A 20642-nucleotide genomic window follows, 5' to 3' on the forward strand; every position below is an offset into this window, starting at 1 on the left:
TTTAGAGTGAAAGAGACTAAGGAGGACCCTTAGTCTCTTTTTATGGGTGGGCTGGATAAGCATGGATCCCATTATTGTTGGTCCCTTGTGAGAAGGTCACCGATCAAAACAGTTCCAGATCACCGGAAGCGGTCAGCAATGCGCGCACCGAGGAGAGCAGATGGCGGGGGTTGTCCAGGGTGAGAGAAACGGCTGACTCCCCGGGATGAAGAGTTGTACCCGGCATCATAGCGGCCATCTCTGCCTGTCCACTGTGGGCAAACTCCACTTTGACCTCGATCGGTTCCGACAACTGGACCGGAGGGATTTTGCCGACGGCGGAGAGTGCTTCCATGGTTTGTTGCCGCAGCACGTCCCGGCTTTTTTCAGGGGAGAACAGTTCAGCGGAGGTTCGGGAGACCGCCGTCTTAACGATAGCGGTCCGGATGTCAGGGACCCAGTCCCGGGCTTCCTCAGCGATGCGATCATCTCCAGACACCAGGCAGGACGGAACCCCGAGAATGCCGGCAAAAGCGCTGTTTAACCCAAACTCGCCGACTTTTTTTCCATTGAGATACAAGTTGCGCACCACTGGGGAGATGGTGTGGCTGAGCACGCCTGGGGCTCCGTGACGGGTGTGGTATCCCACAAAAAAAGCGGCGTCGAATGTTTCATCCAGCCCGTGCATCATAAAGTCGGGGCGTGGAAATCCAGCAATCAGCCGGATCGCAGGATGAAGCGACTCTGACAACAGATTGTTGCCATCAAAATGGCTGTCGGCTACCACGACCTCCTTCACTCCGAAATCCAGCGCCGCTTCGACGACGGTGTTGACATCCCGGGTCATAAAGGACCGGCCCCGCTCATAATTGTGACCGGTGCCCGGCAAGATGTGTGAAGGATCGTGAATGCCGGAAATCCCTTCCATATCAGCGGATATAAATAGTTTCATCGCTCTCCCTCCCGTCGACATCATACCATGTTTGACGAAAAAATTGGAAGCTGTTCCAGGTTGGACGAAACCGGGAGAACTATGTTATAAAATCGGGCAGGCGTTCAAATGGCAGTATCTCACCCAGAAATGGGAAAGAAATCCGTCTATCGAACACATAAAGAGAGAAAAAAGAGACTGCTTGATATGGGAGAGGAAACCAGTGAAGAATCAATGGATTGCGATCCTATCCGCTATCACCGTGCTTGGGACCTCAACTCCTGTAACATCGGTTCACGCGGAAGAGGAAACCAAAGCCGAGATCAAAGACCTGCGCCAAAAGCAGGAGGATGTGGAAAAGGAGACCCGAAAATTAAAAAAAGAGATTGACCCGCTAAAAAAGAAAGCGATCCGGATGGAGAAAGAGATCTCCCAAACCAGTGATCGCATCGACACCCTCCGCAAAAAAATGAAGAAAAATGAAAGCAAGTTAAAATATCACCAAAAGCAATACCAGGACCGTGTCAAATTGGTTTACCGTAAGGAAGATGCGGGCCTGGAGAGTTTGTTGGCAGCGGACTCCATCAAAGAGTTTTTAGGTCGGCTGGAACTTCTCCGCTTGCTGGTCAAAGAAGACGAAGCCGACTTTCGCAAGTTCGAACAAGCTCGGCAGAAACGGGTTCAAATGAGCAAAAAGCTTCATAATCTGAAAGATAAACAGCAGCATGAGGCGAAGGACATCCAAAAACAGTATAAAAAAATCAACACCAAGCTGGAGAAAAAAGAAGCCCGATTAGACCATTTGGGAGAGCGGGAACAACAATTGAAAGCGGCCCTCAAGAAAGTGGTTCAGGTGTCCGCCTCTCTTTATCCCTTCAAGGATGCCAGTACATCGGGCATCGATCCCTGGGGCTTCTACAACCGACAATGCACCTCTTTTGTGGCTTGGCGTCTCAACCAGGACGGGATTGATTTTTCCAACACGATGAAAGGCGGCAAGTTTAGTAACGCCAGCAACTGGGATGACAACGCTCGGAAGATCGGGTTCCTCGTCAATGATCAACCCGCCGTCGGAGCTGTCGCTCAGTGGAACCCAGGAGCCCAGGGAGTGGGCAGCGCCGGTCACGTCGCCTACGTCACCGAGGTGAACGGGGATCAGGTGACGGTAGAAGAGTACAACTGGGAAGTAGACTACGGATTTTCCAAACGGACCATCAACGCCTCGGAAGTGAGCAACTTTATCCATATCACGGAATAACTATTCTAGCGTCAAGCGGCTCAACACGGCCACTTTTTTATGCCACTGATCTATATCGGATGGGTGGGGTCAGAGGGAGGATTGGGAACATCAAAATGAATGAGCCCTTTGGGGTCTTGCTTTGCTTGCTAGATTTGGCTTAACTTAAATGGAGGAAACGTTATCATGGTCGGAGGAAACAAATAGATGACCACGATCAAAGAAATTGCCAAATTAGCCAATGTATCCAGCTCCACGGTTTCGCGGGTGTTAAATGATGGTTATGTCAGTGATGAAGTGCGTCGACGTGTGTTGAAAATTATAGAAGAGACGGGGTATGTACCTAGTGAGCACGCCAAATCCCTTCGAACCAAGCGGACCAATGTGATCGGGGTGGTTCTGCCTCGCTTGAACACGGAAGCGTCCATTCGCACGGTGAATGCCTTAAATGATGAATTAGCCAAAGAAGGTTACCAGATCATTTTGGCCAATACAAACCTGAAGCAAGAGAAGGAAATTGAAAATATTAACCTACTAAAGAGCCGGCAAGTGGATGGAATGATTTTGTTCGCTACCAATCGAAACCGCCGTCTCACAGATGAAATCCGTCAGCTTAATATCCCTTTGATCGCCATCGGACAAGAGATCCCCGATGTATCCATCGTCGTCAATGATGACTACGGGGCAGCCAGAGAAATGACGGACCGTCTGATTGCTCAAGGCCACGAGCGGATCGGGTTTATCGGTGTAACAGAAGAGGATCATGCGGTGGGTTATTTGCGAAAGCAAGGTTATCTGGACAGCTTGAAAGCCCATCGATTGGAGATCAAAGAAGAATGGACGGCGGAAGCCCATTTCGATTTTGATTCCGGTTATCAGGCGATGAAATCGATCCGAGAACAATCGGTCCACCTGCCGACCGCGGTTTTTGCCGCAACGGATACGATTGCCGTCGGGGCGATGCAGTATTTAAAAGAGCAGCACTTTTCGATCCCAGAGGATATCGCCCTTGTCGGGACCGGGAATTCAAACATCGGCCAATACCTTGACCCGGCGTTGACTACTATCGACTTTCAAAATGCCGATACCGGAAGAGAGGCCGCTCGATTGCTTCTGCACCACATCCAACATCCGGGAAGCAAGCCAGTAAGAAAAGTGATGAGATATAGACTGATTGAACGAGATAGTGTATTGTGGCTTTAAACTCTATAAAATGGAGGCGGTTTCATCTTTTTTCGCCAACTATGGAATCGATTCCACAGTAATGAAAAAAGGGTGAGAAATAAAGAAACAGCACAAAAAAATGGCGCAAGAAATCATTTTGGGAAAAGTTTCATCCGGCCGGAGCCGGAGGAGAGAATCTGTACGCTTGATCGGTACAAAGCCTGCACATCTTTCTGGACACATCCTCCATCGAAATTATTGTCAATAAAGGGGAAGAGGTGTTTACGGCCCGTATGTTCCCCCGACCGGAACAGGAAGAGATCCAGTTTATCGCTGATGGACAAGTTCAGTTTGATGGTCATTAGCGCTGAAGGAAGTCCAACCCTTGTTCGGGTTGGCTCGGTAATCGAGTGATTGAAAGCCCGCTTCGCCCATGCTCGGGGAAGCGGGCTTTCATTTTTCGTGAGATCGTCTTTCTGAGCGTGTAGACCGACGTGGATCTTCTCTCTTTCTAGCGCTCTCCTTGACCTTCTGTTTTTCCGCGCCGTATGAGTGCGGCAAGTGAGCCGACCAGCAATCCCCAACCCCCGTTTGTGATCAGGACGCTGACGACGGCAAAGGGGTTGGTGATCGGACCTTGCAGGTGGCCGGTGATCAACGGGGAAAGCACCGCGCTGAGGATGATGGCCAGGAGTCCGTAACCGACCCCCACCCATGTCAACGTGACCAGGGGGCGGTGGACGCGTAGAGACAGCACAACGACGAGCCATACCGCGGAAATGATGAGGGTCACCGCGATACTGGCGGTCGGTTGTCCGATAGCCTCCAGCCACCCGAGGATGCTCATCAAAGGTCTCACCATCGCCAGCGCACTGAGACCGAGAATAAGGGGCCATTGTTCCTTTACCGCTTGCATCATGATCTTCTCACTCCGATGTTATGTCTTGCGACGTTGGGTGCCGGTGAGCGTGAGGTATAAAAATAATCCGGCCCCGGTTAGAAAAAACACCATCGTGGACGCGATCGCCGCGTAGGTTTCACCGGTGGCGAAACGGGTGATCATTCCGGTGAAAAGGCTGAACAGAAGAAGTCCCACAGAAAGGGCAAACAAGGCCGCCCGGATTTTATTCATCGCGTATTTTTTGGCAGTCTCTCTCGTCAACAGGCTGTAGGTGAGCAATGCACCGCCAGCCACTATAAAGATGCCGTTTGAGGTAACTTCGACGGCGGGCAGATCCATGAAATACAACATGCTGGCAGTAAAAGCACCGAAGAGAATCAATAACACCCCAGCCACAATGCCGGCTGTCGAAATACGTGCGGTCATGGTGGAATAGACCGCTTGTTTCGCTTGATCCTGTCCCAGCTGACGCATATCCTCCACCAGCCCGCTCAAATCCCCCATCGAAGCGATCGTCTCTTTGAAGGCTTGTTCTTCATCCATTCCTTGGGACAGGTAATCGGCGATCTTCTCCTTCATATTGGTGGCCAATTCTTCTTTCAGATCGAATAGCTGTTGGCTCTCCCCCACGTGAGAAAATAGTTTCTCAATATATTCCTCAACTCTCTTTTCCATCCGACGATTCTTTTTACTCATCGCAAAGGCCTCCTTTGATCAACTTTTCCAAGATCTCTTTGGCGACATCCCAGTCCTGGACCCGCTTTTGATAGTGAACCTTTCCTTCATCGGTGATTCGATAGTATTTACGCCGGCTGCCTTGGGTTTCATCCCCCCAATAGGAAACGATATAACCCTCTTGTTCCAATCGACGAAAAGCGGTATAAAGGGTGGCCTCTTTTAACTCATATTGATGGTCGCTCAACATCGCAATTTTTTTGTAGAGATCGTAGCCGTAACTGTCACCTTGACGCAATAAGTTTAAGATAATCGCATCGGTATGCCCCCGAATGAGGTCGGTTGAAATCGCCGTTTTCATATTTTTCCCTCCCAAATACATGGTAAGACGAATTACTTTGTCTGTCAAGGTAATTTTGTGAATAAGGTATTTGCGTAGGAAAAACTATAGGATCTCTAGGATATAGGCATTATGAAAAGGGAGGTGGTGACGATTATGGTGTACCCTCTGATTCATCCATAAGATGTTGCCGGTGGCATGATCGTCCTATGTGAACTTTGGATGGGCCGATTGTGGCGGGTGCGATTAAGACTGAATGATATCTATGGGATGATTGGGTTGTTTCTAAACACGATTTATGCTGACAGTTAAAAACAAACGCCCCTCTTGATAGAGGGGTGTTTGTTTTAACTGTAGTCTTGTTTGTGCTCAAAGACTTTAGCGCTAATAAAGCCTGCGAGTAAAATAAAAAAGTTAGCAATGCTTAACATAAGGTAACCCATACCTTCCCATCCCCGGGATATAAAGGGGAACGCATGGACGACCAGGTAAATTTCAAATACCAAACAGATAAAGGATGGTATATATTTCGGAGTTTTTCGAGAGGGAAAAAGCCGATAAAGTGTGTAGGTTAGGGAGAGGATTATCAATCCTCCGAAAACAAATATAAAAACCGGGTGAGACAACAGAAACGACATAAATATTCCTCCAGCAGTTTTATTCTCGCCGTCAAGGCGTCTGGGCAGAACCACGATCAAGAGCAAAAATTAAAAAAGGAATTCGCTATGCTCGCGTTTCAGTAGGAGCTGAAGGACAAAAGCCCTCAAAGGAAGTGCTCGATATTTCGATTCAACACTGGCGTGGTGAAATTTCCGAGGAAGAAGCGTTAAACTGTTTGAAAAGTCTATAATCCCCTGCTATTTTAAGCGAACATGGACAAGGGTTTAAAGCTCTTTATATCCGCTCATACCGAGTTATAACTTCCTTCAAGGGGCTTTACACTAGGGGGTAAAGGTGTGGTTTACTGAATCACTTAAGGAGCGAACCCATAGAAGGTTAAGATAAAAACCCAGTAAAGTATGTAAGAAGCTATACCAACTACGGGAACGACACCAATCATAACAAACGTCGTGGTTAATCTTTGATTTTGGGGATTAAGTTTGCGAAACAGGCGATAAGAACCCCATATAGCCCATACTGCAAGAGGAATAATAAACAATATAGCGAAGGTGTCTACCCAGGTTAGTAATACATGAAATCCACTATCCTTCGATGGCCCTTTATCTAAGTGATATTTGCTCACTATCCTGTTTTTACCAACGAAAAAGATAATTAATGTTAAAATATAAAAAATAACAAGACTATTGAGTAAAATTTTGTTTTTATTTTCGCTCAATTTATCACATCCTTTTAAATGTGGTGAAATCTTCTTTCTCAAATTATGGGCCATAAAGCCACGGACATCGGTCTGTGGTTTGACGATCATCTTTAAAAGATGAGGCCAGGTCAGGTGACACCAATTATGTTATACAAAAAAGCCCCCTGTGAGGGGCCGGCGATTATTTGGTCAATTGCTTATGCACCAATGTGTTGCGGACGGTGTTCAGCTTTTCCTCCACATAGCGGATGGGGTCGACCAAGCGGCTGGTTTCTAGATGCATATCGGCGAGGGTTTCCGCCGCCCGGCAGAGATTGTCTACTGCTATGCGGAGGTCAGAGGGATCCAAATCGCCTTCGTGGGCAGCCACCTGTAGCTGCAGTTTGGTCAGGCTCCGACGAATTCGTTTCACTTTGCGCCTTTCTTCCAGGGTTAACAATCCGCATCCCCCTTATCAAAAGTCTCTTTGATAATCTATGCAGATTGTCCCTGACAAAAGAACCGGCCCTTTAAAGGGCTGGTTTGTTAAACGTCGGAACGACGGGGCCAGTCCGGCAGATGGTGTAAGCGTTCTTCCGGATAATCGGAGCGGAAAACCTTGAGGAGATCCTCCTCGGCCACAGACAGAAAGCGGCGGGCCCACCGCTTGGCTCCTTCCAGATCATGATCCCGGTAGTTGCCGCAGTGGACGGGGGAACAGCCTGGCACCTGATCCGCTTCCAGGATGTCTTTCAGGGTGCGAGTGATCAGTCGAGCCACTTCTTCCGGTGACTTTTTCCCGTGCATGATCAGGTAGAAGCCAGTCCGGCAGCCCATCGGCGATAGGTCCACCACATCATCGCTGTGATTACGGCTGTTTTCCGCCAGCAGATGCTCCAGGGAGTGCAGGGCATCCGTAGGGATGAACCGCTCGTTGGGTTGGGTGAAACGGAGGTCAAATTTGGTGATGGTTTCTCCGTTTAACTCTTTGACATCTGCCACCCGAATATAGGGGGCAGCGACTTGGGTATGGTCCAGATTAAAGGATTCTACATTGTAGCGATCGGTCATCGAGGTTCACTCCTTATATCGGGATGGGATCAAGAGACCGGTTGCAATTGTTGCGCTTGGACAGACAGATAGGTATCTAGCAAGCGGGCGTTCCGCTCCGAAGTCTCTGCCAGAAAGGTTTCAAAGGAAATTTCCGCTTCACCGTCGGCGTTGTCGGAGACAGAGCGAACGGAGACAAAGGGGATGCCGTTCAGATAGGCGATCTGGGCGAAGGCGGCGGTCTCCATCTCCACCAGCTCCGCATCAGTTTGCTTACGAATCGATTTTCGCCGTTCCCCGTCGGAGACGAAGGTGTCTCCGGTAGCGATCCGTCCGGTGTGACAGGAGAGGTCCAGGTTGGCCGCCACTTGGCTTAGCTGCTGGATCAGTCCCGAATCCGAAGGGATCACTCGGGGAATGCGGGGCAGGGTGTTCGGTGCTTCACCGACCCCGGTACAATCGACATCGTGATAAAGGGATTCGCTCACCAGGACCATCGCGCCCACCTGCAGGCGATCGTTTAAGGAACCAGCGGCTCCGATATTGATGACCTCAGAAGGCCGGTACAATGTGATGACCTGCTGCATACAGGCGGCGGCATTGGCTTTACCGACGCCGGAGACGGCCAAAATGACGCGCAGACCCTCGAAATGGGCGATCGACAGAAGAAAGCCGCCCTTTATACCTTCTTCCTCGATGTTGAGGCGTTGTTTTAGAGGAGCCAATTCTTCCCGCATCGCGGAAATCACAGCAATGGTTTGGACTTCATTCACTTTTCGGTGTTCCTCCTTCGATGAAGACGGCGATGGGTGACAGATTAGGAGCTGTATCGGCATGCGATTTCGATTATAACATGTCTCGCAACCGGCGCCCATCGATGATACAGGGCCCATCTTTTTGAATTTGCCTCTCGGATTCAGTAAAATGAATGGGTATCCGGACCAGGTCCTTAAAATAGGATCATACATACAAACGGAGGGACCCACATGGCCAAGCAACTCACATTCGACTATTCCAATGCCCTCAATTTTTTCGGCGGGCATGAGCTCGAACAGATGAAACCGGCCGTTCAAACGGCCCATCAACTGCTTCATCATGGAACCGGTGCCGGCAGCGATTTTCTGGGTTGGATTGAGTGGCCCCGGAATTTTGACAAGGAAGAGTTTGCCCGCATCAAGCAGGCGGCGGAAAAGATCCGTTCCGATTCCGATGCGTTGGTGGTGATCGGGATCGGGGGTTCCTACTTGGGGGCCCGAGCGGCGCTGGAGATGCTGACCCACACCTTTTATAACCAACTGCCGAAGGAGAAGCGGCAGGGACCGGAGATTTATTTTGCCGGTCATCACATCAGCTCCACTTACCTCACCCATCTCCTGGAGCAACTGGAAGGGAAGCGGGTCAGTCTCAATGTGATCTCCAAATCCGGCACCACTACGGAACCGGCGATCGCTTTTCGTATATTGAAAGAGTGGTTGGAGCAGCAATATGGTAAGGAAGAGGCGAAAAAACGAATTTACACCACTACGGACCGACAAAAAGGCGCCCTGAAGCAATTGGCGGATACCGAAGGCTACGAAAGCTTCGTCATTCCCGACGATGTGGGGGGCCGTTACTCTGTGCTAACGGCGGTCGGGCTGTTGCCCATCGCTGCCGCCGGCATCGATATCGATCAGATGATGGCCGGGGCTGGGGAGGCGGCCCAAATCTACGGTACAGCTGATTTAGAGCAGAATGCGTCCTACCAGTATGCAGCCGTGCGCAATCTCCTGTACCGCAAAGGGAAGACGATAGAGTTGCTGGTTAATTATGAACCCTCCCTGCAAACTTTCTCCGAGTGGTGGAAACAGCTCTTCGGGGAGAGTGAAGGGAAGGATCAGAAGGGTATCTACCCGGCATCGGTCAACTTCACCACCGATCTGCATTCCATGGGCCAATATATTCAGGAAGGACGCCGGGATCTGTTTGAAACGGTGGTACGGATCGATCAACCGGCGGAGTCGATCACCATTGGGGAAGATGTTGACAACCTGGATGGACTCAACTATCTGGCTGGACGGACCATGGATGAAGTGAATCACAGCGCCTTCCAGGGGACACTGCTGGCCCACACCGACGGGGGTGTGCCCAATTTGGTGGTAAGCGTCCCGGAGGCGAATGCTTACTATTTCGGTGAACTGGTCTACTTCTTTGAAAAGGCTTGTGGCATCAGCGGTCATCTGATGGGGGTGAATCCCTTCGATCAACCGGGAGTGGAAGCTTATAAACGGAATATGTTCGCGCTGTTGGGCAAACCCGGTTTTGAGGAAGACGGGGAACAGCTGCGCAAACGGCTGAAGGAGTAAGACCAAGGGGACTGATCCCATCTCTCCGACGGAATTATCGGAAGATGGTTTTATTCCGGTCCGGCTATCTGAATGAGGTTGGATCCGTCCGACAGACAACCACTAAAGCAAAGACCTAAATTAAAGGACATAACATATTTTATATGACTAATATGTTATGTCCTTTTTTCTTTCACTAACGACACCCATTAGTTAAAGAACCGATTTCTGGATACCATTTTTGAGCTTATAATACACCCATGGTTAATTCTCCCTTTTTTCCTTCCAAAGCTGTATACGTTCTTCATGACTAACCTCTTTATGTACTTGATGCAGCATCCATATATAACCAAAGGGGTCCATGAATATGGCGTTCGATACTCCGAAGTCAGAAATCTCAGTCACCGGTTGCACCTCTGTACAACCTAAATCCATCGCCTTTGCATAGGTCTTCTTAATGTCTGAGACAGCAACATTAACCCAACTAGTTTTAGGGTCGTCAGGATTTGGTGCGATCAAATGGAATTCTGGGTTTTCATCTAACAAATGAAAGCGAACATCATATAGGATAAAAACTACCTCATTTTCACCACGAGGTAAGTTTGAAACCTCCACACGCTCGATATCAAATATATTTTCGTATAATTCCAATGCCTTTAAGCTATCTTTCACAACCATATCAATTTCTACTCCAACCATAATGGACACACCCCATTTACAAGTAATAAAAATGCTTTACTTCACCTCTAATATGTGTGAGAAAAGAGGATATATGCTCATATATTGAACATCATATCCTCTTATTAGTTTCGTCTATTTAACTTGACCTATGAGTCTTTTTCAATGGTTCAGCTGCTTTTGAGGGAGCTGAACAGGTCGGAGAGCCAGGCCAGGATTTTATCAAAAAAGCCCTGGGCTTCTTCCGACTGGGCTAACTCGCCCAAACTGCCTTTCAGCTTTTCCAGTTGGTTACCGAGGGAATCCCAGTCGATATTCAGCTGGGAAAATTGGAACATTACTTGGGTGATGTTTTGGATATCCTGATCATTGAGGTTGATGTTCAGATCTCCGGCCACGTTGACGATGATGTCTCGCACCTCTTCTTCACTCTTAGGTTGCTTGTTGGCGATTTCGTCTTTCACCTGGGTCATAAACTGTGCTGCTTTTTCCTTGTCGCCGATCTTTTGCCCCAACTGGGAGGTTTGCTTCATCTCTTCATTGGCCACTTGACGCTGTTCCTGACTGATCTGTTGATCGGCTGCTTTTTCAAAGGCCATCATGATGCCGGTCAATGCGGCCGTGCCGGTGACCGGTTTCGGGGATGTGACCTGAACGTCGGCATCCTGAACCCCGGCGGTGAGCAAGGCGTTGGCATACATCTGTTCCGTCACCTGGGTCACATTATTGGCCTGTACATTGATCCCGTTTCCGGAATCGGTCAGGGTGATTTTGGCCGAGGAGTAGGCTTTGTTGTCTCCGCCGGCGGAACCACTTGTGGTGGAGCTTTTGCCGTGGAGATATTGCTGGATATCCTCAATCCCCACTTCAATGCTCTCCACGTTAGCATCTACACCAAACTCCTGACGGACGGACTGCTCCTGTGCCGGTGTCAAATCGGCGCCCAGAGTGACCACGGTCTCTCCGGTGACCGCATCAGCGGAAACCGGTTGCGGCAAGACCGCTGCCAACATAAATAAACCGATCAGTGCCAAAAGCGTACCTTTTTTCACGGAATAACCCCCTTGATATGGATCTCTTAACCACTAACGAGATCTGGCGCGGGGATGTTTCCATTTAAGTGGTTCAGGCGGGTGGCGGGCGGTTGGGACGGGAATGGGATCAGGAGGACGTCCATTCCCCTCCGTTCACATGAAGTGTTTGACCGGTTACAAAACGGGAATCATCCGAGGCGAGATAAACATAAGTAGGGGCAAGTTCAAATGGTTGACCTTGACGCTCCATTGGATTATTGACCAGGGTCACTTCGTCTGCAGAAAAACTGGACGGGATCAGGGGGGTCCATACGCGTCCAGGTGCGACGGCGTTTACTCGAATCCCTTGATCGACGAGATTGTTTGCCAATGCACGGGTGAAACCGATGTTCGCCCCTTTTGTCGCGGTGTAGTCAATCAATTGTTTATTACCGGCATACGTCACAATGGAAGACGTATTGATAATGGAACTGCCGGCTTTTAAGTGCGGAAGGGCTGCCCGGGTGGTGTAGAAATGAGAGTAAATGTTGACTTTAAAGGTATCATCGAACTGTTCATCAGTAATATCAAGCAAGTTTAATTGCTGAAACTGGATTCCGACATGGTTACAGAGAACATGAAGTTGCCCGAAAGTTTGAATGGTTTCTTCCACGATGCGGATACATTGTTGTTTTTCCCTTAAGTCACCGGGCAACAATAAACAGCTTTGACCCAGTTCTTCGATTCTCGTTTTGGTCCGATTTGCGTCCTCATGCTCATCTAAATAGGAAATGGCGACATCAGCCTCTTCTTTGGCGAAGGCAATGGCCACTGCTGCTCCGATCCCGCTGTCACCACCGGTGATGAGAGCGACCTTCCCCCTCAATTTTCCGCTTCCCTTATAATGGGGATTTTCGATGATAGGCGGGGGGACCATACATTTTTCTACACCGGGTTGGCGAAGCTGGCGTTGCTCTGGAACCGTGATGGGAACATCTTGGTAACGTGTGATTTTTCCGTAATGGGGATACATCGGATACCCTTGCTGCTCAGAGGGTTTCTTCTGATGACGATAATTCTGTGACATGGACAATCTCCTCTCAGAGGCATCGATTTTTGAGTTACTTTATGTCACAGGGCCTTTGCCGTGCATGGTCTAAATGAATTTTCCAACCCGAGTACGGGCTCATTTCTCCTGATATGGAATAGGATGATGTAAATAAATACACCAAGGAGGTTGCCCGTTTTGCAATACTGTCCATTCGATCCCCGAGTAACTTTGTTGTTGATCCATCACTCCGATGAAAAGGTACCGTTGTTATATGATGAAAATCCTTATACATGGTCCATGCCCAAAATCGGTCAGAGACCGCCCTATTACTTTAACCCACGATATGAACCGTATTATCCGGTTATATAGACTATAGCGCCTCTTTGGGGAAATCTCGGTCCTATTTTGAAAGAAAGCAGTCCTGTCCCGCCAAAGCGAGACCGAGGAGCGGAGCGGGGCGAGATTTGTGCACTGTGGGTGCAGTCGGAACGGCTTCGGGTAAAGGCCGCCGTTCGTATTTGCCGAAGAGGCGGAGTTTGTTGCGTCATCCGAGATATGTGTCATATATACCATGCGTACGGAAGTGGATTGAAAAATGCCGATCCTTTAAGCAGGGTCGGCATTTTTCATATTCTCGTTGGGAGTTACCTACTCCCGGCTTGGTTTGAGCTTTCACCCTGCCTCAATACATGTTAACCCTGAACTGCCTACGTTTTGATTCAAATCCTTACGAGGCAATTTGTTTTGACATCATCTGCTCCAATGGCTTTGATAAGGTCAGCTGAAAAAGCTTGGTTTCCGGTCATGCCTCGATGATAACTGTCACCGTCATTTGTGGCTGTATAGCCATGGGGTAGCCTTCCTCCTCACTTTCCTCTACTTCCTTCCTGTTCCGGCCAGACTTCCTAAAATACAGCTATCGGGCCAATCTTAGGACAGAAGATGGTGAGGCTAACATCGTTTGAAAGGGAATGGATTTACGCTTCCAGCCAGTCATGCATGTCCTTCTGGATTCGGTTCAGCTTGTTTTGCGCTGTGGTTTCCGAGGGGCCGACGGTGTTGAGGTAGAGTTTGATTTTAGGTTCCGTACCGGAGGGCCGGACAGCGATCCAGCTGCCATCCTCCAGGATATATTTCAGCATTTGCGTCGGAGGGAACCCGTCCAGGCCCTGGATGTAATCCTTTTGTTTCCGGACGGCCAGGCCTCCGATCCGTTTCGGAGGGCGGTGCCGGAGGCGGTCCATGATCGCCGTCATTCGCTCTTGACCGGCTTTTCCGGAAAAGGTGAAGGAGGCGAGGGTTTCCCGATACCAGCCGTGCTCCTCATAAAGCCGGTGCAACACCTCATCCAGGGTGAGGCCTCGTTCTTTATAGTGGGCGGCTGCTTCACAGATGAGCATCGCGGCCTGGATCGCATCCTTGTCCCGGACGAAACCGTCCAAAAGATACCCGCCGCTTTCCTCATAGCCGAATAGGAATTGGTACCGGCGATCGCTTTCGTACTCCGCGATCTTTTCAGCGATATATTTAAACCCGGTCAATACTTCATCCACAGCAACACCGAAGGAATGGGCGATGGAACGGCCCAGATCCGAGGTGACCAGGGACTGGACAATGACGCCATTGGATGGAAGAGTGCCCTGTTGTTTCCGCTCTGTCAACAAATAGTACAGGAGCAATGCCCCGATTTGGTTTCCATTGAACGGAAGGTAATCTCCGGAGCGGCTTTTCACCCGAATCCCCAACCGGTCGGCATCGGGATCGGTGGCCAGCACCAGGTCAGCTTCCCGCTTGCGGGCGTATTCCAGTGCCCGTGCAAAAGCGGCGGGCTCCTCCGGGTTGGGGGTAGCAACCGTGGAAAAGGCTGGATCCGGATGTTCCTGTTCCGGAACGATGTACAGTCCTGTATACCCCAGTTTCTCCAATACATGGCGGACCGGGAGGTTCCCCGTGCCGTGCAGGGGGGTGAAGACCACCTGCAGCGCTTGGTTTGCTTCCCGCTTTCCCCTTAAAGAGAGGCGGAGGAGATGCTCCATATAGGCCTGGTCGACGGTTTCCCCTAGCGTTTCAATCCAGCCCTGGGCCCGTCCCTCCTCCGGGGAGAGCACAGGGATGGTCAATTCATCTTGGATCGCTTCGATATTCCGGAGAATCGCCTCCATTTTGTGAGAGGGCATCTGAGCGCCGTCCTCCCCGTACATTTTATAACCGTTGTAGGCGGCAGGGTTGTGGCTGGCTGTGATCATGATCCCGGCAGCCGCCTCCAGATGGCGAACAGCAAAGGAGAGAAAGGGTGTCGGGCGGAGGGAAGGAAACAGATGAACGCGAATTCCGTGTGTCGCCAGCACAGCGGCTGCCTCCTCCGCAAATTGAGGGGATTTTAGTCGGGAATCAAAGGCGATCACCACCCCTCGCTCCCGCTCCCTGTTCGTGCCTGATTCTAAATACCGGGCCAGCCCCTCCGTCGTGCGGCGGACAGTATACCGGTTCATCCGGTTGGTGCCCGGGCCGATCAATCCTCGCATCCCGGCAGTGCCGAAGTCCAGATAACGGTAAAAGGCGCTCTCCAACTCTTCCCCGTGGAGAGAATGGAGCTCCTGCTTCAAATCCGAGTCCAAATCCGAGTAATCCATCCAGCGTTTCCAATGGTTTTGGGTCAATGGATCCATAAATCACACTCCAGATGATGTCCAAATAGGAAGTCCTCCAATGGGGGATCTCCGACAAGCCTTTTTCGACAGATCAGCCCAAATCCCTTCTTACGATCAAGCGATTTGCTTTTCAGGAGAATGGCTGAACAGATTAAGAACCCTCAACTAACTGTTACCGGAAATGTAAGGAGGTCGTGCATTATTTTGTGAGTTCCACAGATCTTGGGGTGAAAATCACGAGTGAAATTCGGAATTATTAGATGTTAATTCAAGTTTTTGTATGCCGGGACGTCTAAAAGAAAAACGGTTATTTGCAAATATAAAAGAATGTTGGAATTACTGTATTTAGAATGTATCGTGTGTTCATGAAGTAGCGGTCCCTGAGGACGGGTAGGAATTACTACGTTCAAATGGACCAAGCTGAGCTTCTGGGCCGAAAACAAATAATAAACCCCGGTGAATGTCAGTTCGCCGGGGTTTTCTCCATGGGCCTAACACCATCCCAAATCACAACTGTCGACGTATCCTTGCTGAAAAGGGTCACGGGTTGGTTTCGAGACCACGGAGTAGATTTTATTTTGACTGAGCTGATATCCGGTCTCCAGTTGAATTCGGTCCGGATCCATGACCATCTCTCCGATCCGGCGGCTGCCATCGTAAAAGACGATGTGCCCGTCCTGTAGAATGCCGGTAACCTGGACGGCTATTTCCCGTTGCAAAGGATCACCTCATCCGTTGTTTTTAAAGCAAGTGTAACCATTGTTTAAGGGGATATACATGGTTTGAGGACCAGCTCAAAAAAGCAGTTCTCGCAAGTCGAACAATTATAAGATAGAATGGAAGTGCCCTTCCGTTACAAAAATCTACCTTGTCAAACTAGTTAAAGTTGGATTTCATCGTGTGTGGGTGGATCATGGACTCGAAGCAACATAAGAAAGGATGGGAAAAATGGCTGGTCGATTGCCTGCAATGATTGCGGATCAGACGGAATTGCCTGTCATTGCCGCGCCGATGTTTCTCGTTTCTAGTCCTGAATTGGTGATCGAAGGGTGCAAAGCCGGGGTGATTGGGTCCTTCCCGCTGTTGAATGCCCGTACTTCGGAACAATTGGAAGAATGGATGAAACGGATATCCGAGGATCTAGCTGCGGCCCGGGATCGTCATCCCGATCAGCGCATTGCGCCCTGGGCGGTCAACCTGATCGTCCATCGGACCAACCAGCGGTATGACGCAGATGTGGAATTAATCAAAAAATATCGTCCCCCGATCGTGATCACCTCCCTCGGAAAACCGAATCGGGTGGTGGAGATTGTTCACCAGTACGGCGGGCTAGTCTTCTCTGATGTCAGCAACTTGTCACATGCCAAAAAAGCGGCTGCCACCGGTGTGGATGGGTTGATTCTGGTATGTAACGGAGCGGGTGGACATGCAGGGACATTGAATCCTTTTGCTTTTATGGGGGCTGTTAAGGAGTTTTGGAATGGAATCACCATCCTCGCCGGGTGTATTTCCGACGGGGAGGACATTTTGGCCGCTAGAGCGATGGGTGCCGATCTGGCTTATATGGGAACGCGTTTTATCGCCACTTCCGAAAGCATGGCCAGTGAAGATTACCAGGACATGCTGACGACATCCAGCATGGACGATTTGATTTATACTGACGCCTTTAGCGGCGTTCATGCCAATTATCTTTTGCCCAGCATCCAGCGGGCAGGTCTTGACCCCGATCAACTGCAAAAGAAGGAAACAATAGACTTTTCCAAGATGGAAGCATCCGGGGCGAAGGCATGGAAAGATATTTGGTCGGCGGGGCAAGGTGTGAATCGGGTGAAGCGCAAAATGCCGGTATCCGACTTGGTACGGGAGTTACGGGATGAGTACGAGCAGGCGCTGGCCTCGCTGGTTCCCAAGAACACAGCCATGAAGTCCCGCTAAATTGCGGAAAGGACGCGAGAAAGAAGCAGATTTTTCAGGCAGGGATTTTTTTAAGGTCTTGCCTGACCGATAACCCTCAAGTATAATAACCGTGAAAACGCTGTCAAGCGACCGGAGACGTGGAGAGAGGTCGTACTGTCCCAGACATCGTACAAGTTCGACAGATGTTCATTGGGTCAGTGCGGCCTTTTTTGCGCCTTTCTACCGCGTCATCTGGAAAAAAGGAGAATCGGGGGGATGGTACGATGGACAGGAAATTGTGGGGGCAGTGTCTGTCTGAGTTTGTCGGCACTTTTATCCTGATATTTATCGGATGTGGAAGTGTCGCACAGATGGTTCTAAACAATGCGGAATTGAGTCAGTGGGAAATCTCCTTTGTTTGGGGACTGGCTGTTTCTATGGCCATATATGTAACGGGCGCCGTCTCCAGGACCCATATCAACCCGGCCGTTACGATTACCGTGGCCATGTTGAGGGGGTTTCCCTGGAAAAATGTGATGCCTTATATCGTCGCTCAGTTGGCCGGTGCTTTTACTGGTGCTGGTTTGGTCTATTGGCTATACCGGGGTGGGTTTGCCCAGTTTGCCCAGGCGGAAAATATGGTAAGGGGATCGGCGGAGAGTGTGGAGACTGCTGGAATCTTCTCGACTTACCCAGCAGCTTACTTGTCCAACTTTGATGCCTTTTTGGTGGAGGTTTTTATCACCGCGATTCTCCTGATCGTGATCCTGGCCGTGGTGGATGATAAAAATCCCTCGTTGCCGGATCTGCGTAACCTGGGTCCGTTGGTGATCGGGCTGACTGTTGCCATGATCGGAGGTTCTTTTGGTACCTTGACCGGTTTTGCCCTCAACCCGGCCCGGGACTTCGGCCCCAGGTTGTTCGCCTGGGTGGCGGGGTGGGATTCTATCGCCCTACCTGGTCCCGGTGGATACTTCTGGGTGCCGATTTTGGGTCCGATCATCGGCGGGCTGCTGGGTGGGGTGATCTACGACAAGCTGGTTCGCCGCTACCTTCAGTCCAAGGATGAGATTCCCGCAGGACAGGCGGGCGAAGGACAAGAGAGAAACTCCGCAAGCTGACAAAGCGTAAAACCGAATGTTTTTCGTTCATGTTAGGGTATAAGGCGGAATAATCAACACGGAGGATTGTAAAGGGGGAAGAGCCGTGAGCAGAGAAACGTATATGTTGGCGATTGATCAGGGAACTACCAGTACCCGGGCGATGTTGTTTAACCATTCAGGCCAGGTCAAGGGGGTCAGTCAACAGGAGTTTCATCAGTTGTATCCGCAGCCGGGCTGGGTGGAGCACAATGCGGAGGAAATTTGGCAATCGACGCAAAACGTGCTGAAAGGCGTGTTCCAAGAAAGCGATGTGCAACCGGATCAAGTGGCGGGGATCGGAATCACTAACCAGCGGGAAACGACAGTAGTTTGGGATAAACAGACAGGAAAACCGATCTACAACGCCATCGTCTGGCAGAGCCGCCAGACAGCCGACATCTGCGAGGAGTTGAAAAACCAGGGCTTTGAAGATACCTTCCGCCAGAAGACCGGGCTTTTAATGGATGCTTATTTTTCCGGGACCAAGGTGAAATGGATCTTGGATCATGTGGATGGTGCCAGGGAAAAGGCCGAACGGGGCGAACTTCTTTTCGGTACCATCGACACCTGGTTGATCTGGAAGTTGACCGGTGGAAAGGTGCATGTGACCGATTACACCAATGCCTCTCGGACATTGATGTATAACATCCATAAATTGGATTGGGATGATGAACTGCTCCGTATACTGGATATTCCTCGCAACATGCTGCCGGAGGTCCAACCCTCCAGCAAGATATACGGACATACCGAGGAGGATTTGTTCTTCGGCCGGCAGGTGCCGATCGGTGGTGTTGCCGGAGACCAGCAGGCGGCTCTGTTCGGTCAGGCCTGTTTCTCTACTGGCATGGCTAAAAACACCTACGGAACCGGATGTTTTATGCTGATGAACACTGGGGAGCGTGCGGTTCAGTCTTCTCACGGGCTTTTGACCACGATCGCCTGGGGGATCGACGGTAAGGTGGAGTATGCTTTGGAAGGAAGCATCTTTGTGGCCGGTGCCGCCATCCAGTGGCTTCGTGATGGTCTTGAAATCATCGAAAAATCATCGGATTCCGAAGCATGTGCTTTGCGTTTGAGCTCCAATGAAGGGGTTTACCTGGTCCCCGCTTTCGTCGGCCTCGGGGCGCCCTATTGGGATATGGAAGCGAGAGGGGCCATTTACGGATTGACCCGTGGTACCGGACGAGATCATATCGCCCGCGCCGCCCTGGAATCGCTGGCATATCAGACCAAGGATGTGCTGGATGCGATGGAGCGCGATGCGGATATCCAGTTGCAACAATTAAACGTGGACGGGGGAGCGGCTCTCAATAATTTTCTGATGCAGTTTCAGTCCGACATTCTCCATGTGACGGTGAAGCGGCCTGACGTCAATGAGACGACTGCGCTGGGTGCCGCCTATCTGGCTGGTCTCGCCGTCGGGTATTGGGACGACAAAGAGTCGATCAAGCAAAACTGGACCGCAGAGGGTGTCTACCAGCCGAAAATGTCCGAGGAAGAGCGTGATTCCCTCTATCGCGGTTGGCAGGATGCCGTCCGCCGAACGATGTCTCCTTCGGAGGTTAAGATTTAAGGGTTTTTTTCTAGACCGATTAGGTATAAAATAGGGTTAGAAATATAACCGAGCATGGGACCGAGATGAAAAGAGAGTCCCTCACCGGAACCAACTTCAACTCCGCCGGTGGGGACTCTTTTTGCATTTTTTGCGAAGGGAGTCGCTCAAGATGGGTTTTCAAGATGGGGTTCGTAGGCATTCTGTGATTGCTGCCCTGAAAAATGAGCAAGATATGAAACGGCTGGAGTGTTCCAAGGTGGAGGTATGTTTTCTCCTGTTCGGCGAGATCAACACCCTCCATCAGACCGTCAACCGAATTCGCCGCATGGGCAAACAGGTTTATCTGCACGTGGACCTGGCCCAGGGATTCGGGAATGATCGTGCCGCCCTCAAATATATCCGTAAAGAGATTGAGCCGGACGGGGTGCTTTCCACACGGACGCATTTGATCCGCTTTGCCCGAGAGGAAGGGTTGTTTACCATCCAACGTTTATTTATTCCGGATACCATGTCCGTGGAAACGGGAAAACACTTATTAAAGCAGTCAAAAGCAGACGCTGTGGAAGTGATGCCAGGCGTCGTTCCTGCATGGGTCTATAAGGAATTGAGGCGCAATCACGACATACCTATCGTGGCTGGGGGATTGTTGCACGGGCTCGGGGATATCAAAAGCGCACTTGAAAATGGTGCGGATGCCATTTCCGTCAGCAACGGAGAAATTTGGGATTTAACTTTTTGATCATTGGAAGGGGGAGGCAAGA

Annotated in this window: 21 protein-coding genes; 8 read left to right on the plus strand and 13 right to left on the minus strand. The window is 50.3% G+C overall.

The window, feature by feature from the left end; all coding sequences use genetic code 11:
• Positions 1-103: 103 nt before the first annotated feature.
• On the minus strand, positions 104-931 hold the full coding sequence (locus BLP91_RS01110; RefSeq protein ID WP_091565663.1) for a M55 family metallopeptidase: 828 nt from the start codon (positions 929-931) through the stop codon (positions 104-106).
• 202 nt (positions 932-1133) lie between these two features.
• On the opposite strand from BLP91_RS01110, the gene BLP91_RS01115 reads away from it, so the two are divergent.
• From BLP91_RS01115 to BLP91_RS17220, 3 genes are all read left to right on the plus strand, one after another.
• Complete coding sequence (locus tag BLP91_RS01115) at positions 1134-2168, plus strand: CHAP domain-containing protein (protein ID WP_176757742.1); 1035 nt, start codon at positions 1134-1136, stop codon at positions 2166-2168.
• Between the two features lie 186 nt (positions 2169-2354).
• Positions 2355-3350 carry a LacI family DNA-binding transcriptional regulator gene (locus BLP91_RS01120; RefSeq protein WP_091565668.1) on the plus strand — a complete coding sequence of 332 codons (996 nt, stop codon included), beginning with the start codon at positions 2355-2357 and terminating at the stop codon, positions 3348-3350.
• A gap of 188 nt (positions 3351-3538) precedes the next feature.
• Positions 3539-3676 (plus strand): GH32 C-terminal domain-containing protein, encoded by a 138-nt coding sequence (locus tag BLP91_RS17220; RefSeq protein ID WP_281220328.1) that lies wholly within the window; start codon positions 3539-3541, stop codon positions 3674-3676.
• A gap of 146 nt (positions 3677-3822) precedes the next feature.
• Here the strand turns inward: BLP91_RS17220 and BLP91_RS01130 are convergent, their stop codons facing one another.
• From BLP91_RS01130 to BLP91_RS01165, 7 genes are all read right to left on the minus strand, one after another.
• Positions 3823-4230 (minus strand): hypothetical protein, encoded by a 408-nt coding sequence (locus BLP91_RS01130; RefSeq protein WP_245661971.1) that lies wholly within the window; start codon positions 4228-4230, stop codon positions 3823-3825.
• An 18-nt stretch (positions 4231-4248) separates the two neighbouring features.
• Positions 4249-4908, minus strand: a complete 660-nt coding sequence (locus BLP91_RS01135) for a permease prefix domain 1-containing protein (protein ID WP_091565674.1) — start codon at positions 4906-4908, stop codon at positions 4249-4251.
• Positions 4901-5248 carry a PadR family transcriptional regulator gene (locus BLP91_RS01140; protein WP_091565676.1) on the minus strand — a complete coding sequence of 116 codons (348 nt, stop codon included), beginning with the start codon at positions 5246-5248 and terminating at the stop codon, positions 4901-4903. The genes BLP91_RS01135 and BLP91_RS01140 overlap by 8 nt, the downstream gene beginning before the upstream one ends.
• Before the next feature lie 952 nt (positions 5249-6200).
• On the minus strand, positions 6201-6563 hold the full coding sequence (locus BLP91_RS01150) for a hypothetical protein (protein WP_091565681.1): 363 nt from the start codon (positions 6561-6563) through the stop codon (positions 6201-6203).
• A gap of 163 nt (positions 6564-6726) precedes the next feature.
• Positions 6727-6984 (minus strand): hypothetical protein, encoded by a 258-nt coding sequence (locus BLP91_RS01155; RefSeq protein WP_091565684.1) that lies wholly within the window; start codon positions 6982-6984, stop codon positions 6727-6729.
• 86 nt (positions 6985-7070) lie between these two features.
• Positions 7071-7595, minus strand: coding sequence for an S-ribosylhomocysteine lyase (locus BLP91_RS01160; protein WP_091565687.1), 525 nt, complete (start codon positions 7593-7595; stop codon positions 7071-7073).
• 29 nt (positions 7596-7624) lie between these two features.
• Positions 7625-8347 (minus strand): 5'-methylthioadenosine/adenosylhomocysteine nucleosidase, encoded by a 723-nt coding sequence (locus BLP91_RS01165; protein WP_176757743.1) that lies wholly within the window; start codon positions 8345-8347, stop codon positions 7625-7627.
• 213 nt (positions 8348-8560) lie between these two features.
• On the opposite strand from BLP91_RS01165, the gene BLP91_RS01170 reads away from it, so the two are divergent.
• Complete coding sequence (locus tag BLP91_RS01170) at positions 8561-9916, plus strand: glucose-6-phosphate isomerase (RefSeq protein ID WP_091565689.1); 1356 nt, start codon at positions 8561-8563, stop codon at positions 9914-9916.
• 243 nt (positions 9917-10159) lie between these two features.
• Here the strand turns inward: BLP91_RS01170 and BLP91_RS01175 are convergent, their stop codons facing one another.
• From BLP91_RS01175 to BLP91_RS01195, 5 genes are all read right to left on the minus strand, one after another.
• Complete coding sequence (locus tag BLP91_RS01175; RefSeq protein ID WP_091565692.1) at positions 10160-10594, minus strand: VOC family protein; 435 nt, start codon at positions 10592-10594, stop codon at positions 10160-10162.
• Positions 10595-10743: 149 nt separating this feature from the next.
• Positions 10744-11625, minus strand: a complete 882-nt coding sequence (locus BLP91_RS01180; protein WP_245661972.1) for a DUF1002 domain-containing protein — start codon at positions 11623-11625, stop codon at positions 10744-10746.
• 109 nt (positions 11626-11734) lie between these two features.
• Complete coding sequence (locus BLP91_RS01185; protein ID WP_091565694.1) at positions 11735-12673, minus strand: SDR family oxidoreductase; 939 nt, start codon at positions 12671-12673, stop codon at positions 11735-11737.
• 941 nt (positions 12674-13614) lie between these two features.
• A complete protein-coding gene (locus BLP91_RS01190) occupies positions 13615-15306 on the minus strand; it encodes a phospho-sugar mutase (RefSeq protein ID WP_091565697.1) in 1692 nt (563 codons plus the stop codon).
• Positions 15307-15779: 473 nt separating this feature from the next.
• The gene (locus BLP91_RS01195) at positions 15780-16007 is read right to left on the minus strand and encodes a DUF2553 family protein (protein ID WP_091565700.1); all 228 of its coding nucleotides are present in this window, start codon (positions 16005-16007) and stop codon (positions 15780-15782) included.
• Between the two features lie 229 nt (positions 16008-16236).
• Between BLP91_RS01195 and BLP91_RS01200 the strand changes: the two genes are divergently transcribed.
• The 4 genes from BLP91_RS01200 (at position 16237) to BLP91_RS01215 (ending at position 20620) form a co-directional block, all read left to right on the plus strand.
• Complete coding sequence (locus BLP91_RS01200; RefSeq protein WP_091565704.1) at positions 16237-17223, plus strand: NAD(P)H-dependent flavin oxidoreductase; 987 nt, start codon at positions 16237-16239, stop codon at positions 17221-17223.
• A gap of 245 nt (positions 17224-17468) precedes the next feature.
• Positions 17469-18305, plus strand: a complete 837-nt coding sequence (locus tag BLP91_RS01205) for an MIP/aquaporin family protein (RefSeq protein ID WP_091565705.1) — start codon at positions 17469-17471, stop codon at positions 18303-18305.
• A gap of 103 nt (positions 18306-18408) precedes the next feature.
• Positions 18409-19899, plus strand: coding sequence for a glycerol kinase GlpK (gene glpK, locus BLP91_RS01210; protein ID WP_091565814.1), 1491 nt, complete (start codon positions 18409-18411; stop codon positions 19897-19899).
• A gap of 151 nt (positions 19900-20050) precedes the next feature.
• Positions 20051-20620: a glycerol-3-phosphate responsive antiterminator gene (locus tag BLP91_RS01215; protein WP_091565708.1), complete on the plus strand. Its 570-nt coding sequence runs from the start codon at positions 20051-20053 to the stop codon at positions 20618-20620.
• Positions 20621-20642: the final 22 nt, after the last annotated feature.

Source organism: Melghirimyces thermohalophilus (genome assembly GCF_900102685.1).
GTDB classification, from domain to species: domain Bacteria; phylum Bacillota; class Bacilli; order Thermoactinomycetales; family DSM-45169; genus Melghirimyces; species Melghirimyces thermohalophilus.

What these genes read in the sequence shown, in the direction of transcription:
- BLP91_RS01110 (WP_091565663.1), bottom strand. Translation starts at nt 931, where the DNA reads ATGAAACTATTTATATCCGCTGATATGGAAGGGATTTCCGGCATTCAC.
- BLP91_RS01120 (WP_091565668.1), top strand. Translation starts at nt 2,355, where the DNA reads ATGACCACGATCAAAGAAATTGCCAAATTAGCCAATGTATCCAGCTCC.
- BLP91_RS01130 (WP_245661971.1), bottom strand. Translation starts at nt 4,230, where the DNA reads ATGATGCAAGCGGTAAAGGAACAATGGCCCCTTATTCTCGGTCTCAGT.
- BLP91_RS01135 (WP_091565674.1), bottom strand. Translation starts at nt 4,908, where the DNA reads ATGAGTAAAAAGAATCGTCGGATGGAAAAGAGAGTTGAGGAATATATT.
- BLP91_RS01140 (WP_091565676.1), bottom strand. Translation starts at nt 5,248, where the DNA reads ATGAAAACGGCGATTTCAACCGACCTCATTCGGGGGCATACCGATGCG.
- BLP91_RS01160 (WP_091565687.1), bottom strand. Translation starts at nt 7,595, where the DNA reads ATGACCGATCGCTACAATGTAGAATCCTTTAATCTGGACCATACCCAA.
- BLP91_RS01170 (WP_091565689.1), top strand. Translation starts at nt 8,561, where the DNA reads ATGGCCAAGCAACTCACATTCGACTATTCCAATGCCCTCAATTTTTTC.
- BLP91_RS01175 (WP_091565692.1), bottom strand. Translation starts at nt 10,594, where the DNA reads ATGGTTGGAGTAGAAATTGATATGGTTGTGAAAGATAGCTTAAAGGCA.
- BLP91_RS01185 (WP_091565694.1), bottom strand. Translation starts at nt 12,673, where the DNA reads ATGTCACAGAATTATCGTCATCAGAAGAAACCCTCTGAGCAGCAAGGG.
- BLP91_RS01190 (WP_091565697.1), bottom strand. Translation starts at nt 15,306, where the DNA reads ATGGATCCATTGACCCAAAACCATTGGAAACGCTGGATGGATTACTCG.
- BLP91_RS01200 (WP_091565704.1), top strand. Translation starts at nt 16,237, where the DNA reads ATGGCTGGTCGATTGCCTGCAATGATTGCGGATCAGACGGAATTGCCT.
- BLP91_RS01205 (WP_091565705.1), top strand. Translation starts at nt 17,469, where the DNA reads ATGGACAGGAAATTGTGGGGGCAGTGTCTGTCTGAGTTTGTCGGCACT.
- glpK (WP_091565814.1), top strand. Translation starts at nt 18,409, where the DNA reads ATGTTGGCGATTGATCAGGGAACTACCAGTACCCGGGCGATGTTGTTT.
- BLP91_RS01215 (WP_091565708.1), top strand. Translation starts at nt 20,051, where the DNA reads ATGGGTTTTCAAGATGGGGTTCGTAGGCATTCTGTGATTGCTGCCCTG.